Genomic DNA, 16,124 nt, shown 5'->3' with positions numbered 1-16,124 from the left:
GAACATGACAGCGCATCTGCATCACGACACTCTGGCGCCCGCGCGCCGGGAATGGACCGACAACGACCTGCGGGTAGTGGAACAATTCTCGCAATTGGTGAGCGCACAGCTCGACCTATTGGCGCAAGGTCCCGAGCGCGAGCGCCTGATCGACCTGGCCACGCGCGCGCTCGATGCGGCGCGCGCCTCTCTGCGCGCCACCCCGCCATCGATACCGCTGCAACTTCCCGTGTCAAAACTCAAGGTATCCGATGTCATTGGGCAAGGATGGGTGGAACTGTCGCAGGCGTCGCTGTATCGCGCAGTGGAAAGCCAGCGGTTTTATTGCGTGACACCCAAGGGGCGCAGTATCGGCAAGGAGTTTCCGGCGTGGCAATTTGTCCAGCCCGTGCCGGAATTGATCGCGCCCGTGCTCGCCATTCTCGCCGGCCAGCCCGGCAGTGACATTCATGCCTTCTGGGTCAGCAGCGCAGACGAACTCAACGAACTGTCGCCGGCAGAGCTGCTTGCAGGCAAATCGTTCGAAACGCGGGCCGAAGTGCATCCCAGTCAGCAGGCGCTGCTGGATCTGCCAGCCAGCGAGAGATTGCGCAAGGTGCTGGCGGCGGCGAAGTGGCAGCATAGGGGCATGGCCGATATCGTAGGCTAGCCTCGCATGACGCTACAACTGAAAGATACGCTTGTCCCGCCAGAAATGATCACGCGCCTGCCGGCGCTGGCATTGCTGCGCGCTGAATTATTGAGTCATATCATCACCCATCCAGCAGGCCAGGCGCTGGTGCGCGCGGCGTGGAACATGGCATCGATCTGGCCATTGAAAGTCCAGCGCACCTACCGCTTCGGCCCACCCGCCGAACTGGCAGATGCGGCCGGCTTCCCCTATCACTGGGCGTATCTTGCGGACGATGCCTATACGGCTGCCTGGGAAGCCCAGCTTTGCCGTAACGACGTGACGCGCCCGGGCACCTTTTACATAGATCACAACGCGCAACAAGCGCTGATTGCAACCCTGTCGTTCAGCGCCCCGCTGCAATTGCTTGATCTGACCGGGCTGGCCGCCAGTCGCCTGGGTATCTACGATCAATTGCGCAGTCCCGACCACGGCTGGTGCCAATGGCTGGGCTGGCAGCTGGATCAGATCATTGGCAGGAGGCAGGCGCGATTCACGGTTTCGTGTATCCATCGCGGCGACAACCCGGCAAACTTGCCTATGCGATATCCTCTCGCCACATGGCAACCTTGGGCACAAGCATGGCATGCGCCCATGTGCAATTCGGCAGCACTGAAGCATATGCGCGCTTGCTGGCCGACCGCCTGCGCGTGGATCCGCCCTGAGCAGATGCTCCCTACGCCGGCTCGCGCCACTTGTCCTTGATCTCCAGCATGGCCGGCAGCTGCTCGATGAACAGCGCCAGCAGCGCGGGATCGAAATGCGTGCCGCTGTCGCGCTGCATGGTGGCGATGGCCTCTTCGATCGTCCAGGCGCGCTTGTAGGGGCGCTCGCTGGTGAGCGCGTCGAAGACGTCGGCGATCGCGACGATGCGGCCTTCATGCGGGATTTCTTCGCCTTTGAGGCCTTGCGGATAGCCGCTGCCATCCCATTTTTCATGGTGCGTCAGGGCGATGGTGCGCGCCATTTTCAGCAGTCCGCCCGCGTGCTCGCCGATGATGGCCGCGCCGATTTCCGCGTGGCGGCGCATGACTTTCCATTCTTCCGCATCGAGCTTGCCCGGCTTTTGCAGGATGGCGTCGGGGATGCCGATCTTGCCCACGTCGTGCATCGGTGCCGCATTCAATAAATCTTCCGCCCTGGCCGCGCTGTAGCCGGCCGCCAGTGCCAGCTGGCGCGCGTAATAGCTCATGCGGATGACGTGCATGCCCGTCTCGTTATCCTTGTATTCGGCCGCCTGGCCCAGGGTCTGGATCACCTGCAGGCGCGAGCGGCGCAATTCCTCGGCGTCCACCAGCGACAAGTGCGTGCGCACGCGGGCGCGCACGATGGGCGGGCTGACGGGCTTGGTGATGTAGTCGACGGCGCCCGCGTCGAAGCCGTCCGCCTCGTCCTTCACGTCGCACAGGGCGGTGACGAAAATGACGGGAATCGCGGCAGTGACCGGCATGGCTTTGAGCTGGCGGCACACTTCATAGCCCGTCATGGCCGGCATCATGATGTCGAGCAGGATCAGTTCGACGGGGTTGTTCTGCGCCAGTTCCAGCGCCTTCTCGCCATCCTTGGCGTACAGCAGGCGGTAATCGTCCTGCAGGATCTGGCGCAGCACCTGCAGATTCGTCGCTTCGTCGTCGACGAGCAGCAAAATCGGTTTGTCTTCTTGTAAGGTCATCGTCAGTCCAATATCAGGAAAGGTCGGCAGGCGCAGGAGCCTCGAGCCACGCCAGCAGCTGGCGCAGCACGCCCACGGCGCGCGCAAATTCAAAGTCGTCGATGGCGCCGGCCAGCGCCTGCAGGCGCGGCTGCTGGCCATGCGGCGCCAGCATGGCGGCGATCTGCGCCATCAGGGCGTCGTCGAGCTGCCCGCCCTCCAGGCTGGCGATGGCTTGCCGCAGCAAGACGCCGGCAGCTGGCGCATCGAGGGGCGCGCCGGCGGCCGTCGCTTCCATGGCCACGGCCGGCATACCCATTTCTTCCAGTTCGCCGGCCAGCGCCATGAAGGCGGCGGCCAGCTGCACCAGCAATTCGGTGGCCGGCAGTTGGCGCGCGATCGCTTGTTCGATGCGTCCCAGCAGGCTTTCGACCTGCACCAGGCACAGATTGCCCGCCGCGCCCTTGATACGGTGCAGCAGGTGGCCGGCCACGCTGCCGCCGCCGCGTTCCAGTTCCGCCGCCAGCATGGCGGCGCAGTCGCCATTGGCCTGCACGAAGCGGCCGATCGCCCGCTGCAAGGCTTCGCGGCCGCCCCACAGGGCGATGCCGCGCTGCCAGTCGACCTGGCCGGCGGCCGCACGCGCCGCCGCGCCGGCGGCCGGCGGCGGCATGGCCACGGCGATATCGAGCAGGCGCGCGATTTCCGCCGTCAGCTTGTGCATTTCCAGCGGCTTCGAGGCAAAGCCGTTCATGCCCGCCGTCTGCGCGGCGCGGCGGTCCTGTTCCAGCACGCTGGCCGTCAGGGCGATGATGGGCGTCGCCTTCAGGCCCTGCTCGCGCTCGTACACGCGGATCAGGCGCGTCGCTTCCAGTCCATCCATGCGCGGCATCTGCACGTCCATCAGGACGATGTCGAAGCTGCCCTTGCTGAACTCGCGCACGGCGCTCTCGCCATCGCTGGCGGCGATCACCTGGTGGCCGGCCGCGCCCAGGCTGATCAAGAGCAGCTCCACGTTCTGCGGCACGTCGTCTGCCGCCAGGATGCGCAGCGGCGGCAAAGCCGCCACGGGCTGCTCGCTGCGGCGCGCCACGGCCTTGCCCGGCGCCAGCGGCAGCAGCACGTGGAACACGCTGCCCACGCCCAGGGTGCTTTCCACCGTGATGGTGCCACCCATCAGCTCGACCAGCTGCAGCGAAATCGTCGTGCCCAGGCCCGTGCCGCCAAAGCGGCGGCTCATCGAGGAATCAGCTTGCGTGAATGGGGCGAAGATCTTGTCCAGGCGGTCGGCAGGAATGCCGATGCCCGTGTCGTGCACGGCGATATGCACTTGCTCGCCCTGCATGCCGACGGCCACGCGCACATGGCCCACTTCCGTGAACTTGACGGCGTTGCCGATCAAATTCGTCAGCACCTGCTGCACCCGGCGCGCGTCGCCGAGGAAGAACTGGCCCATGCCGGGATCGACGTCGACATGCAGCACCAGGTCGCGCGCGTGCGCCGTGACGCGCAGGGAGGCGGCCACGTGGTCGACCAGGTCGGGCAGCGAGAAGTCCACCAGCTCCAGCTCGGTGGCGCCTTTTTCCAGCTTGGCCGTGTCGAGGATGTCGTTGAGCAGCTCGAGCAGCGAACGGGCCGACTGGCGCACGGTACCCAGGTGGCGGCGCTGCAGGCTGTCCAGGGCCGTCCCCAGCAGCACTTCCGTAAAGCCGATGATGGCGTTCATCGGCGTGCGGATTTCATGGCTCATATTGGCCAGGAAGCTGGTCTTCGATTCGGCGGCCAGCTCGGCGCGGTCTTTCGCCGCGCGCAGGTTTTCCTGCATGGCGCGCCGCTCGCTCACGTCGGTGGCCAGCTTGACCACCTTGAACGGCTTGCCGTCCGTGTTGAAGATCGGATTGTACGACGCCTGTATCCACACTTCGCGGCCATCCTTGCCGATGCGCTTGTACTCGCCCGTATTGAATTCGCCGCCCGCCAGGTGCTGCCAGAACGCGATGTAGTCGGGCGAGATCACGTGGGCGGGTTCGCAGAAGATGCTGTGGTGCAGACCCAGCACGTCGTCGAGCTGGTAGCCGACCAGGTCGAGGAAGTTCTGATTGACCGCCAGGATGCGCCCCTGCAGGTCGAATTCCGCCACGGCCGTCGCGCGCGAGATGGCCGTCACCTTGCCTTCGTATTCGGCGTTGCGCAATTCGCTTTCCGTGATGTCGAGGATGACGCCGTCGATCCAGCGCACCACGCCGTCGTTGTCGAGCACGGGGCCGCTGCTCTCGCGCACCCAGCGCTCGCGCCCGTCGCGGTGGATCAGGCGGTAGACGTTCTCGAAGTCGCGCTGTTCGCCGGCCGCCTGCACGCAGGTGTCGTTGACGCGCTGGCGGTCGTCCGGATGCACGAGGTCGAACAGCCTGACCCGCCCTTCGATGAAGTCCTGCGGCGTCCAGCCCGTCAGGTTGAAGACGGCGTCGCTGATGAAGATCATCTTCCATTCGGGCGCGAAGCTGCAGTGGAAGGACACGCCCGGGATATTGCGGATCAGGGTACGGTACTGGCGCTCGCTGTCCTTGAGCGCCTGCTCCATGCTGCGCGACGAGCGCATGTCCGTGACAAACGCCACGAACAGGGGCTGGCCCGGCGTATCGATCTTGCCGATCGCCACGCGCATGGGCAGCACCGCGCCGTCCTTGTGGCAGCCATCGAGTTCGCGTCCGCTGTCGAGGATGCGCGAAGCGCCCGTTTCCAGATAGTCGCGCAGATAGCCCTCGTATTCGGCCGCATCGGCCGGTTGCAGCAGCACGCTGGCGTCGCGCCCCACGATCTCCGCTTCGCGCCAGCCGAACAGGCTTTCCGCGGCGGGATTGAAGGAGCGCACCTTGCCCTGGCCATCGATGGTGATCAGGCCATCGGCCGCCGTGTCGACGATGGCGCGCAGGCGCGATTCGCTGGCGCTGGCGTGGCGCAGCAGCTGGCGGTAGCGCAGCAAGCCATTCGCTGCGGCCACAAAGACGGTCAGCGTGACGGTAATCAGGGCCACGGCCAGGGCGACGAACGAGGCTTGCACCGTGATCGTGTTCTCGCCCGCCGTGGGCGTGCCCGAAAAGCGCGCCGCCAGCATGCCCGTGTAGTGCATGCCAGAAATGGCCAGGCCCATCACCACGCTGCTGATCAGCAAGGATGCCAGCGGACTGAGGCGCTGGCGCATGGCGTTCAGGCCGAAGCGCACCCACAGCGCCAGCATGGCCATGGTGACGGCCACCAGCAGCGAGAGCACAAACAGCCAGGGTTCGTAGCGCAGGGCCAGCGACGTCTGCATGGCGGCCATGCCGCTGTAATGCATGGAGCCGATCCCAGCTCCGACGAGCACGCCTCCGACCATCAATTGCCGCCAGTTGATGCTCGGACGCGCCAGCAGGTGCAGCGCCACCCACGAAGCGGCCATGCCTGGCAGCATCGACAGCAGGGTCAGGCCGGGCGCGAAGGACACGCGCGTGCAGATATCAAAGGCCAGCATGCCGATGAAGTGCATCGACCAGATGCCGCCGCCGAGCGCGATGGCACCCGTGATGATGGCCGTCTGGCGCTGGAAGCCGCGCTCGCTGCTGCGCGCCATGCCGGCGATCTGCAAGGCCATGAACGAGGCAAAAATGGCGATGCCGATAGAAAACAACACCAGCCAGGCATTGTGCGTGCCATAGATGTACGGCAAGGTATCGTTCGATACGGCAAAGATGGAACTCAGCATACTGTCGTGAACCGAATAGAGTGAAACGTGACGTCGCAAAACATGACGGCGCACCGCGCGCCGGCGCCCGGCTTTTTAGTAAAGCGGCAACACAGCGAAAATGACAACGGCAGCAGTCGACCAGGGCAAGGCTCGGTCATCACGCCCGCGCCTGCCGCGCGGGGGAAAGGTGCTTTTTACAGAGGGAAAAAGCGGAATGCGTACGAACTCTGGCGCGGATATCTGGCCGCCAGCGTGACGATGATTTCTTAAAGAATGATGAGTATAGTTGCTTTGCGAACATATTCATAGGACTTCAGCAATATAGTTGCCAAAAGAAAAATATTCCGCAGCCCTGATGCGACAATTCCCGGCCGCTCAGCCTGGCGGCCACTGCGCGCGTATCGCGGCAGATTCCTGATAGGTGGGACCGGCCCGCACGGCGACAGGAATACCGGCCAGTTTGCAACGGCGGCTCAACTCGTCCTTGATCTGCCGCAACGACCAGCGCTGCGGCACGGGCAGATCCATGCCAATCACGCGAATCAGCGGGCAGTCGTCGAGGGTCGTGTGCAGCAACAGCTCCAGGCGCGCCATCGGTGGCCCGCCCCGGTAGACGGTTACCGCGCCCGCGTAGGCGACCACCTCGAGCGCGCGTATCTGCGCAGTCCCAGCTGCAGCGCCTTCTCATGACCGGGCAAACGCCGCGCCAACCGGCGCAGCAACAGGCCGGCGTCGTTGATTTCGACATCAAAGGACAGATGGCGATCCGGCAGCAGGACCAGGCCGACGGTCCAGGCGGCCAGCGCCGGCAGGAGCAGCAGCACCGCATCGCCCGCGTATGGCACGTCGCGCCAGACGGCTTGCAGGACAAAGGCGAGGATCAGGGCGCAGCCGCCCAGCAGCACGCTGCGCCACAGCACGGGACGCAGATTGGCCATCATCGCTGCCTGGGAACTTGCATCGTCGGCCGGCGCAAAGCGTATCCATTCGGCGCGTGCCCCTTTGAGCTTGCGAGACGGCGCTGCGCTCAAGCGGTCGGCGCCAGCATGCCGCGGAACCACGCCAGCTGTTCGCGCGTCAGGTAGTTGGCACCATCGCCGTGCAGGATGACGATCTCGATCTCGGGAGGAATCGACGCGATCAGTTGCGCGCCCGTGACGGGAATCTTGGGAAAATTGATGCCGGCCAGGAAGGCCGGGTCTTCCGCCACCGTCACGCACTGGCGCTCGGGATTCGGCGACGGCACGAGGAACAGGTCGATCTGCTCGCTTTGCCCGCCGATCACGACGTGCAATTGCGCGGCCAGCAGTTCGGGCAGGATCAGCTCGATGTTATTCTCGGCGCGCGATTGCTGGAAAGCGCTTTTCAGGGGCGTGAGGACAGGCGTGGCGGACATGGGAACCGTGTAAAAGTGAAGACGGCGGCAGTGTAGCAGAGGCGCCCGGCCGGGCGCGCTCCGCTGGCGTCCCCCCTACAGCTTGTAGTTCAGGGACAGCAGCACGCTGCGCGGCGCGCCGTAGCGTTCCAGCCCACCCGACCACGCATAGCCGAGGCCCTGGTAGTAGCGGCGGTCCAGCACGTTGTCGACGCTGACGCGCAGCTGCACCTGCTCGCTCAGGCGGTAGCCGGCCGTCAAGCCGACGATGGCGTAGCCGCCCTGTTGCGTCAGGTAGCCCGTGTCGCGGCGGTAGATCTTGTCCTGCGCGTACACGGATCCGCCCAGATTCCAGCGCGCCAGGCTGCCGCGCAGCTGCACAGTCGTGTACAGCTTGAACAATTGCTTCGGCTCATCCGTGGCGATGCGCTGGCCGATGTTCGCCGCCACGCTGTCTTTCGTGTATTTGGCCAGCACATAGGTGTAGCCGCCGGCGATCTGCCAGCCCGGCAATGGCGAGCCCGACAATTGCAGATCGACGCCTTCGCTCTGCACCTGTCCGGCCGCGCGGGCGCAATAGATGGCGCCGCCCGTGGGGCAATTGACTTCATCGGCCATCGCGCGGTTATTCTGCTTGATGCGGAACAGGGCGCCGCCGGCGTTGAGCCTGCCGCCGAAGTACTCGCCCTTGACGCCCACTTCCAGGTTGGTGCCGCTCAGCGGCGGCAAGGTATTGCCGCCCACATCGAGCACGCTTTGCGGCTCGAATATCTGCGTGCCGCTCGCGTACAGGGAGTGATGCTGGTCCAGGTCGTAGACGAGCCCCGCATACGGCGTAAACTTCGCGTTTTCCGTCAGGCCGCGCCGCCACGTGGGGTTGCTGGCATACCAGCCCGTCACGTCCTGCGCATACCAGCCGAAGCGCCCGCCCAGCACCAGGCGCAGCGGATCGACCAGGCTGAAGTTGCCGGCCGCATAAATTCCCTTCTCATCCGTCTTGCGGCCCCAGTTGTACGGCTCGAACGGCGCGCCGTTCATGCGATAGGCATGGGGATTCCAGTGGCGGATGTCGATCACGCGCGTCCCGGCGCCCTCCCAGCTCTGGCCCGCATCCGAATCGTCGTGGCGGTAGCTGGCGCCGACGATGACGTCGTGCTGGCGGCCGAACCAGGTGACGGGGCCGCTCAGGCGCCAGTCAGCCACCACCTGATCCGTGTTGTACTTCCAGCCCGTTTCCGACTGGCTGAAGCGATAGATCTCGCCATCGATGCGGCTATTGGTGGTGTTGCGCGTGCTGGAAGAGGCATCGATGCGCGTGACGGCAAAGCGGCTGCGCCAGCCCTTCTCCAGCCTGGTTTCCAGGTCGGCGAAGACGACGTTGTTGTCGCGTTTCTGGAACGAGTCGGCATTATTCAGGAAGGTCGAGCGCGGCAAGTCCATGTGGCGGCCGTCGGCAAACGTCGGCAAGCCGACGAAGACGCCATCGGTGCGGCTGTGCTGGCGCGAAAAGCCGATGCCGGCCGTGGTGGACGGCGTCAGGTCCGCTTCGACGATCGCATACACGGTGCCATTGGTGTTGTTGACCACGTCGACGAAACTGTCGCTGTCGCGCCAGCTGGCCGCCACCCTGCCGCGCACGCTGCCCGAGGCGTTCAAGGCATTGCCGGCGTCCACCGTCAATTGCCGGTCCTTCCAGCTGCCCAGGTGAGCGGACGCGTTCAGCAGGGGCGTGGCCGTGGGGCGTTTGCGTATCATGTTGATGCTGCCCGACGGCGCGCCCGCCCCTTCCATCAAACCCGTGGCGCCGCGCACCACTTCCACCCGGTCGTACATCAGCATGTCGGCCGAGACGTTGCGTTCATTGAAACCCGTGACATCGAGCGGCAAGCCATCGACGTTGACGTGGCTCAAGGCAAAACCGCGCGCAAAATACGTGGTTTCCTGGTCGGACACGCCCTGCGTCTTGCCATAGATGCCAGGCGTGGCGCGCGCGATGTCCTGCAAGGTGGTCAAATCGAAATCTTCCATTTGCTGGCGCGCAATCACGCTGACCGTTTGCGGCGTGTGCCGTTGCGACAGGTTCAGGCCCGTGGCCGTCGACATGGCGCGCGCCGTATATAAACCCGTGCCTTCCGTAGCGCGGTCCGCCTCGGCGCTGACGACCACGGCGGGCATGCTGGCCAGGCCGCCATCGGCCGTGCTGGCATTCATTTTGCGCAACATATAATTGCCGCTGCCGCCGTCCACCACGTCCAGGCCGCTGCCTTGCAGCAACGTTTGCAAGCCGGCCGCGACGCCATAACGGCCCTGCAAGCCCGGCGTCACCAGGCCGTCGAGCGCCACGCCCTGCGTGGACAGGTTCACGCCGGCGGCGATGGCAAACGAGGCCAGCGCATCGCGCAGGCTGCCGGCGGGGATGCTGTAGTCGCGTGTGCTGGCTGCCTGGCTGGCCTCGGCCGCCAGCGCCAAGTGCGGCAAAGTGGCGCCGGCGCCGCCCACGGCGAGAAACAAGACCAGCGCGGCGCGCACGGCGCCGGTGGTGGGATGGAGCGTCATGCGTGCTGCTGTCAACGTGCGGTGCTGCAAAGCCATGTAAACCCTTTCGATGGTTCGGATTGTTCGTTCTCTACCTTGTATGACGAAGCAATCTGCAAAAAGGGACAGGCAAGAAGTAAATTGGAGCACGTCGGCTTACGCCCTGCGGGCTAAGCCGACCTACCATACCCGACAGGCCTAGGTCGGCTTAGCGTGGCAAGGCCACGCGTAAGCCGACAAGCTCAAGCCGCCTCGACACTGATCCAGTAGCGCGTGCGGCGCGCCAGCCGGATCGGCAAGGCGCGCTGCAGCAAGAGCAGGATGTTCTCCGGGTCGTGCAACTGGAAGATGCCGTCCACGGGCATGGCGGCGAGCGCCGGATCGCAGCGCAGCACGCCATAGCGATAGCGGGCTACCTGTTCGAGCACCTCGCCCAGCGGCATGCGCTCGGCGATCAGCACGCCCCGCAGCCAGGCGTCCGCATGCGGCGCCAGCGGCGTCAAGGCGGAAACGGCCGCGTCGTCAAAACTGCCCTGCCGGCCCGCATCGACCCTGCGCAAGGCGTCGGTAGCTTCCCTTGGCCGGATCTCGACGGCGCCCTCGCTGACGCTCACCTGCGTGCGCGGCGCCAGCACGCTGCCGCCCTGGCGCACGCTGAAGTGCGTACCGAGCGCGCGCACGACGCCATTACTGCTGCGCACGAGGAACGGGCGCGCCGGCACGGCCCCGTCGTGCGCCGTGGCGACGTGGATTTCCCCGGCATGCAAGACCACCAGCCGCGCCGCGCCGTCAAAGCGCACGTCGATGGCCGTGTCCGTATTGAGTACCAGTTGCGTGCCATCGGGTAATGTCATGTGGCGGATTTCGCCCCTGGCCGTGCGGATGGCCGCGCGCCACGCTTGCCACGGCGCCGACTGGCTGGCCAGCCACAGTGCCGGTCCGGCCACGATCAGCCCGGCCAGGCCGTAGAGCACGGCACGCCGCTGCGGCGACTGCGGCGCCCCGTCCGCCGCCTGGCGCAGCACCGGCGGCACGCTGGCCAGGGTGCCGCACACGAGCTCGGCCCGTTTCCAGGCCGCTTCGTGCGCGGGATCGCTGGTGCGCCAGGCCTGGAAGGCTTGCTGTTCGTCAACGTTCAAAGGCCCCCCATGCAAGCGCACCAGCCATTGCGCCGCCGCGCGGGCGGCGCGCGGGTCGATGGCAGCCGTGCTGGCGTTCACAGGATCAAGAGGATGCAGCGCTCGAACGCCTGCACCATATAGCGCTTGATGCTGCGCTCGCTCACGCCCAGGCGCCGGGCGATTTCTCCATAAGCGAGGCCATCGACATGCGCCAGCAGGAAGGCGTTGCGCACCAGCGGCGGCAAACCGTCGAGCATGGCATCGATGCGCTGCAAGGCTTCCAATACCAGCAAACGCTCTTCCGGCGACTGCATCAGCAATTCAGGCTGCTGCGCCAGGGTTTCCAGCCACGCCTGCTCCAGCGACAGGCGCCGGTAATGGTCGATCAGCAGGCGCTGCGCCACGGTGGTGAGATAGGCGCGCGGTTCGCGCAGGCTGTGCCTTCCCTCGGGCGGCGCCGTCAGCAGGCGGACGAAGGTATCGTGCGCCAGGTCGGCCGCATGGTCGGCGCACTGCAGCTTGGCGCGCAGCCAGCGCATCAGCCAGCCGTGGTGGCTGCTGTAGATGCCTGCAATCGACTCGCTGGACTGCGCAATGTTCACTCGGGACTCCAATGCGCGCAAGGCAAGGCGCGACTAATTGATAATAATTCTCATTATCACAAATCCTGGCCTCCGGCGTCAATGCCGGCGCCTGCCTATCGCTGGAAACCGTTGTTTCAGCGCGGTTACCGGCCCTTAGCGGCTAAGATACAAGCTCTTCATGACCATGCCGCCGTGCATTTTCTTCGCGCCCGGCGCCAGCCCGGCGGGACAGGCACCGAGGAATACGCCCGCCAGTTCCGTGCGTTGCACCTCGGTCTTGCCGTTCAGTTCGATAGTGGTATCGGCGGTCAGGGTATAAGCCTTGGCCAGGTCGCCCTTGAAACTGCCCGCCAGCTTGGCGCCAGGACAGCTGGACTGGAAAGTATAGCTGTCGCCCTGGCGGCTTTGCGACGCGATCTGGCATTCCTGCTCGAAATCGCTCCACAAGTCGTCGTCGATCAGGCGGTCGCGTTGCTGATCAACGCAGATTTCCCAGGAAAACGGCGAGGTCGCGGGCGTCACCTTCCACAGCCCCGTGGCACGCTGCAAGCGCTGCGCCGGTTCCGCCGCCGAGGCGGACGCGGCTGCGCACAGGGGAAGGATCATCGTCAGGAACAGGGACGCGCTGCGTTTCATGGGCATTCCATTCGCTAAAAGTTTAAATATAGCAAAGAGGAACGCTCGCAGGCCGCACGCTTAGCCGTGCATCCCGGGCCTGGCGGCCAATACGAAGGGAATGGCAAACGGCCCCAGGAGCACCACTAGGATGGCCCTGACAGCCGTAGTTTTCAAGGAGCGGCGCTTGGCAATGAAGAGGCAAACGAAAGCCGACAGCGACCAGATCAAGGCAGGCAAGTATGCAGTCATCATGCACTCCGGATGCGCCTTGCAAGGCAGGAGAACCATGCTGACACGGAAACGCGGGCATCGCAATGGCAGATTGGGCATCTGCAAGGCAATGCGCCCCTGAGCACGTTTTTTTCAGTAATTCTTAAGACTGAGGCTCATAGCACTGACGACAGTGGTGAAGCTGTCGCCTTGACTACGTTGCCGGCGGCACGGGGCATGGCGTCTGACCGGCCATTTGCGCATAGGTACTGGCGGCGCCGCCCAGATGGATGAAATCCGTGTACAGGACACGCTTGCCGTGCAGCGTGTCCTGAAATCCGCCCAGGTAGGCGCCCGTCTTCGGATAATTGCCGCGCAACGGCAAGTCCATATTCATATAGTGGGTCGGGAAATTGCTTCCCTCATACACCAACTTGCCATTGAGCCACAGGCGCGATGCGCCCGTGCCTGAGGCATGCTGCCAATCCGCATCGAGTACCACGCAATACCATTTCTCACGTTCAATTTTCCCCAGCACCAACCGTTGATGCATCGTGTTGTTCGGGGTCGCATCGGGCACCATCACACCGTCCTTCAGCGTGTAGGTGTCGCGGTGATTGGCCCGCGTCTCCAGCAGCAGGTCGGGGCCGTCGGCGACGATCGAGAACGGTGGCGACGTCACGACGATGCCCCTGGAGCTGTGCACCTGGAAGACAACGATCCAGCCATCCTTGCCCGTCAAGTCCCAGTCGGCGGGAAAATACACGCCGCCCGCATACCAACGGCGCCCCTGGGGCATGCGCTCATACGATGGCGTTACCTCTGTGCGCTTGCCATAATCGTCGGGATCGCTGGCATTGACCGTCATGCGAAATACCTTGCGCATCTCGACGCCTTGCGTCACGGCGGGATCGCCCACCAATTCCAGGCCAGCAGGATTGCCGGCGCTAATGCCATACAGCCAGCTGAAATAGCGTGTCGTCACATTGTCAAAACTGGCTGGCCTGGGCAAGCTGGTCGGCGCCATGGTGGTCACGGGTCCGCCGATGCTGTTGACGACCTGCGCGTGCAGCGGCGTGGCGGCCAGCAATGCCAGCATGGCGGTGGCGATAAATGAGCGCATGGGAAACCTTTGCTTCAGGGATTGCTCAAGGCGCTGCATGGCAAGGCGTCTTTTGCGTCAAGTCATTGAGTGATGCGGCGGCATCGCCCACCCATATAAAGTCGGCATACATCACGCGATGGCCGGGTGCCGCCCCCTCGGGTACGCTCAAGCCCACGCGCGGCACGTGCAGCGCGCCCGCATAGCTGTTGTGGCTTAAGCGGGCAAAGAAAGTTTCCTTCGCACTGCCATTCATGTACACCCGCAATTCACCGGTGCCGGCCACCGCAGACCAGTCAGCACGCACCACCATGCAATGCCAGCTGCCCAGAGTTGCCGGCCCAGCCAGCACCGTGCGGCGCGCAGAATTGGCGGGCGTGATATCGCTCGTCCGATGATTGAAATTCATGTTCAGCGTCAGCTGGTCGCCACGTATCTGCAGTGCAAGCGGCGGCGCCAATGCACCTGCCCCGCTGCCGTTGTCGACCTGGGCCACGGTGACGGGCACGCTGGTGGCAATCCAGTCGACCGGCAGGAAGATGCTCATGGCATACCAGCGCCGGGGCGATTGCACGGGATGCTGTTCGTTCAACAGGTAGGCATCGCTGTGCGGCGTGGCGTCCGTGCTGTACCAGTCAGCGCGCACCACGGGCCGCGTAACGCCGCCCAGCGTCGCCGTCGTCACCTGGACACGCTGCTGCGCATGCTGGCGCACGCCATAGTAATCAGTGAAATGCTGTGCGATGTCCGCCGCCGGGGTGGCAGGAAAGACGGCCGCCCCGGCATGCACCGGCAAGCCCGCAACGGTCAACAAGGAGATGGCGGCAAGACGAAATAACTGCATGCAAAGCCTTTATGGATGGGCTATCAAAAACACGATGCATGTAATTGTATTTAAATCTATTAATTTTTACAATTAATAAATATATTTTTTATAATTGCTGGATATACGGGGCAAAGCAGGATGAGGCCGGGTCCGCCAGGCGGGCACCGGCACCAGTGGACGATTTAGTGCTGACCGATCTTCATGATCTTCAACGCATTCGTGCCGCCGACCTTGCCCATCGGCTCGCCCCAGGTCAGCACGACGGTGTCGCCCTTGGTCACGACTTTATGTTCCACCAGCAAATCTTCCGCCTGCTGCAAGACCTTGTCGCGGTCCGTGCCGGACGTCAGTTCCAGGGTGCTGACGTTGCGGTACAGGGCCAGCTTGCGGCGCGTGCCCACGCTCGGGGTCAGCGCGACGATGGGGATGTCGATGTTGCAACGGCTCATCCACAGCGCCGTGGAGCCCGATTCCGTCAGGGTGGCGATCGCTTTCACGCGCAGGTGGTGGGCTGTAAACAGCGCGCCGTAGGCGATCGACTGGTCGATGCGCGAGAACGTGGCGTTGAGGAAATCGGCATCGAGCTTGCAGGTATCCCACTTTTCCGCGTCCAGGCAGATGGCGGCCATCGCTTCCACCGTTTCGATCGGGTAGCGGCCCGAGGCCGTTTCCGCCGACGTCATGACGGCATCCGTGCCATCGAGCACGGCGTTGGCCACGTCGGACACTTCCGCGCGCGTCGGCACGGCGTTGACGATCATCGATTCCATCATCTGCGTGGCCGTGATGGCCAGCTTGTTCGACGCGCGCGCCATCTTGATCATGCGCTTTTGCAAGGCCGGCACGGCCGCATTGCCCACTTCCACGGCCAGGTCGCCGCGCGCCACCATGATGCCGTCGGAGGCGTCGAGGATTTCCTGCAGCGCGGGAATGGCTTCCGCCCGTTCGATCTTGGCGATCATCATCGGCTTGTGGTCCCACGCTTCGCCGGCGATATTGGCCAGCTGGCGCGCCATGACCATGTCCGTGGCGTTTTTCGGGAAGGAGACGGCCACGTAATCGGCCTGGAAGCTCATCGCCGTTTTCACGTCTTCCATGTCTTTCGCCGTCAGGGCTGGCGCGGACAAGCCGCCGCCCTGGCGGTTGATGCCCTTGTTGTTCGACAATTCGCCGCCAATCTTGACGGTGGTGTGAATTTCGCTGCCGACGACCTTGTCGACCGTCAGGACGATCAAACCATCGTTGAGCAACAATACGTCGGCGGTGCGCAAATCGCGCGGCAATTCCTTGTAGTCGAGGCCGCAGCGCTCGATGTTGCCCAGTTCGCCGTTTTCGCCCCATTTCGCGTCGAGGATGAACTTGGCGCCGTTTTCCAGGAAAATCTTGCCTTCTTCAAACTTGCCGACGCGAATCTTCGGGCCTTGCAAGTCGGCCATGATGGCCACTTCGCGGCCGCACAGCGCTGCCGCTTCGCGCACCATGCGGGCGCGGTCGATATGGTCTTGCGCCTTGCCATGCGAAAAGTTCAGGCGCACGACGTCGACGCCGGCCTTGAACATGCGGACCAGGGTATCGATATCGTTCGAAGCGGGGCCAATGGTGGAAACGATCTTGGTGGCGCGTTGCTGTACTTGCATGGTCATGGTGTGCTGCTTTCTATAAAGTTCGTGCTGCTGCAAGGGCCGGCCTTCTGGGCCGGCCGTCCTGG

Annotated in this window: 15 protein-coding genes; 3 read left to right on the top strand and 12 right to left on the bottom strand. The window is 64.2% G+C overall.

The features are described from left to right. Nucleotides 1-4: 4 nt before the first annotated feature. Together OX462_RS12845 and OX462_RS12840 are read left to right on the top strand one after the other, a co-directional pair. Nucleotides 5-649 carry a hypothetical protein gene (locus OX462_RS12845; RefSeq protein WP_227741975.1) on the top strand — a complete coding sequence of 215 codons (645 nt, stop codon included), beginning with the start codon at nucleotides 5-7 and terminating at the stop codon, nucleotides 647-649. Between the two features lie 6 nt (nucleotides 650-655). Beyond that, nucleotides 656-1,375 carry an RES domain-containing protein gene (locus OX462_RS12840; RefSeq protein ID WP_409028601.1) on the top strand — a complete coding sequence of 240 codons (720 nt, stop codon included), beginning with the start codon at nucleotides 656-658 and terminating at the stop codon, nucleotides 1,373-1,375. On the opposite strand, the gene OX462_RS12835 is transcribed toward OX462_RS12840, so the two are convergent. Both OX462_RS12835 and OX462_RS12830 read right to left on the bottom strand, forming a co-directional pair. Beyond that, on the bottom strand, nucleotides 1,347-2,342 hold the full coding sequence (locus OX462_RS12835; protein WP_230502893.1) for an HD domain-containing phosphohydrolase: 996 nt from the start codon (nucleotides 2,340-2,342) through the stop codon (nucleotides 1,347-1,349). The two genes, OX462_RS12840 and OX462_RS12835, sit on opposite strands and share 29 nt — an antisense overlap. A gap of 13 nt (nucleotides 2,343-2,355) precedes the next feature. Continuing rightward, complete coding sequence (locus OX462_RS12830; protein WP_409028600.1) at nucleotides 2,356-6,063, bottom strand: PAS domain S-box protein; 3,708 nt, start codon at nucleotides 6,061-6,063, stop codon at nucleotides 2,356-2,358. A 27-nt stretch (nucleotides 6,064-6,090) separates the two neighbouring features. Between OX462_RS12830 and OX462_RS12825 the strand changes: the two genes are divergently transcribed. Continuing rightward, nucleotides 6,091-6,315 carry a hypothetical protein gene (locus tag OX462_RS12825; protein ID WP_139143139.1) on the top strand — a complete coding sequence of 75 codons (225 nt, stop codon included), beginning with the start codon at nucleotides 6,091-6,093 and terminating at the stop codon, nucleotides 6,313-6,315. Between the two features lie 105 nt (nucleotides 6,316-6,420). Here the strand turns inward: OX462_RS12825 and OX462_RS12820 are convergent, their stop codons facing one another. From OX462_RS12820 to pyk, 10 genes are all read right to left on the bottom strand, one after another. Further along, nucleotides 6,421-6,621: a hypothetical protein gene (locus OX462_RS12820; protein WP_409028599.1), complete on the bottom strand. Its 201-nt coding sequence runs from the start codon at nucleotides 6,619-6,621 to the stop codon at nucleotides 6,421-6,423. Between the two features lie 41 nt (nucleotides 6,622-6,662). Beyond that, nucleotides 6,663-7,076, bottom strand: coding sequence for a hypothetical protein (locus tag OX462_RS12815; RefSeq protein WP_139143140.1), 414 nt, complete (start codon nucleotides 7,074-7,076; stop codon nucleotides 6,663-6,665). After that, nucleotides 7,073-7,441, bottom strand: coding sequence for a hypothetical protein (locus tag OX462_RS12810; RefSeq protein ID WP_070291444.1), 369 nt, complete (start codon nucleotides 7,439-7,441; stop codon nucleotides 7,073-7,075). Before OX462_RS12810 ends, OX462_RS12815 begins: the two co-directional genes overlap by 4 nt. 75 nt (nucleotides 7,442-7,516) lie before the next feature. Beyond that, the gene (locus tag OX462_RS12805) at nucleotides 7,517-9,976 is read right to left on the bottom strand and encodes a TonB-dependent siderophore receptor (protein ID WP_409028598.1); all 2,460 of its coding nucleotides are present in this window, start codon (nucleotides 9,974-9,976) and stop codon (nucleotides 7,517-7,519) included. 221 nt (nucleotides 9,977-10,197) lie between these two features. Next, nucleotides 10,198-11,175: a FecR domain-containing protein gene (locus OX462_RS12800; RefSeq protein ID WP_409028597.1), complete on the bottom strand. Its 978-nt coding sequence runs from the start codon at nucleotides 11,173-11,175 to the stop codon at nucleotides 10,198-10,200. After that, the gene (locus OX462_RS12795) at nucleotides 11,172-11,678 is read right to left on the bottom strand and encodes a sigma-70 family RNA polymerase sigma factor (RefSeq protein ID WP_409028596.1); all 507 of its coding nucleotides are present in this window, start codon (nucleotides 11,676-11,678) and stop codon (nucleotides 11,172-11,174) included. Before OX462_RS12795 ends, OX462_RS12800 begins: the two co-directional genes overlap by 4 nt. Nucleotides 11,679-11,813: 135 nt before the next feature. Beyond that, on the bottom strand, nucleotides 11,814-12,296 hold the full coding sequence (locus OX462_RS12790; protein WP_409028595.1) for a DUF3617 domain-containing protein: 483 nt from the start codon (nucleotides 12,294-12,296) through the stop codon (nucleotides 11,814-11,816). Between the two features lie 406 nt (nucleotides 12,297-12,702). Continuing rightward, the gene (locus tag OX462_RS12785; RefSeq protein ID WP_409028594.1) at nucleotides 12,703-13,611 is read right to left on the bottom strand and encodes a heparin lyase I family protein; all 909 of its coding nucleotides are present in this window, start codon (nucleotides 13,609-13,611) and stop codon (nucleotides 12,703-12,705) included. A 25-nt stretch (nucleotides 13,612-13,636) separates the two neighbouring features. Beyond that, on the bottom strand, nucleotides 13,637-14,434 hold the full coding sequence (locus tag OX462_RS12780; RefSeq protein WP_083287220.1) for a heparin lyase I family protein: 798 nt from the start codon (nucleotides 14,432-14,434) through the stop codon (nucleotides 13,637-13,639). A 164-nt stretch (nucleotides 14,435-14,598) separates the two neighbouring features. After that, complete coding sequence (pyk, locus tag OX462_RS12775) at nucleotides 14,599-16,059, bottom strand: pyruvate kinase (protein ID WP_083287864.1); 1,461 nt, start codon at nucleotides 16,057-16,059, stop codon at nucleotides 14,599-14,601. Between the last annotated feature and the right edge of the window lie 65 nt (nucleotides 16,060-16,124).

Source organism: Janthinobacterium aestuarii, assembly GCF_046113285.1.
Lineage (GTDB): Bacteria > Pseudomonadota > Gammaproteobacteria > Burkholderiales > Burkholderiaceae_D > Janthinobacterium.
This window is presented reverse-complemented; position numbering and strand designations above follow the sequence as displayed.

Excerpts from the sequence above, each read along its gene's own strand:
- OX462_RS12835 (WP_230502893.1), bottom strand. The coding sequence starts at position 2,342 with ATGACCTTACAAGAAGACAAACCGATTTTGCTGCTCGTCGACGACGAA.
- pyk (WP_083287864.1), bottom strand. The coding sequence starts at position 16,059 with ATGACCATGCAAGTACAGCAACGCGCCACCAAGATCGTTTCCACCATT.
- OX462_RS12780 (WP_083287220.1), bottom strand. The coding sequence starts at position 14,434 with ATGCAGTTATTTCGTCTTGCCGCCATCTCCTTGTTGACCGTTGCGGGC.
- OX462_RS12845 (WP_227741975.1), top strand. The coding sequence starts at position 5 with ATGACAGCGCATCTGCATCACGACACTCTGGCGCCCGCGCGCCGGGAA.
- OX462_RS12810 (WP_070291444.1), bottom strand. The coding sequence starts at position 7,441 with ATGTCCGCCACGCCTGTCCTCACGCCCCTGAAAAGCGCTTTCCAGCAA.
- OX462_RS12840 (WP_409028601.1), top strand. The coding sequence starts at position 656 with ATGACGCTACAACTGAAAGATACGCTTGTCCCGCCAGAAATGATCACG.
- OX462_RS12830 (WP_409028600.1), bottom strand. The coding sequence starts at position 6,063 with ATGCTGAGTTCCATCTTTGCCGTATCGAACGATACCTTGCCGTACATC.
- OX462_RS12785 (WP_409028594.1), bottom strand. The coding sequence starts at position 13,611 with ATGCGCTCATTTATCGCCACCGCCATGCTGGCATTGCTGGCCGCCACG.
- OX462_RS12790 (WP_409028595.1), bottom strand. The coding sequence starts at position 12,296 with ATGAAACGCAGCGCGTCCCTGTTCCTGACGATGATCCTTCCCCTGTGC.
- OX462_RS12805 (WP_409028598.1), bottom strand. The coding sequence starts at position 9,976 with ATGACGCTCCATCCCACCACCGGCGCCGTGCGCGCCGCGCTGGTCTTG.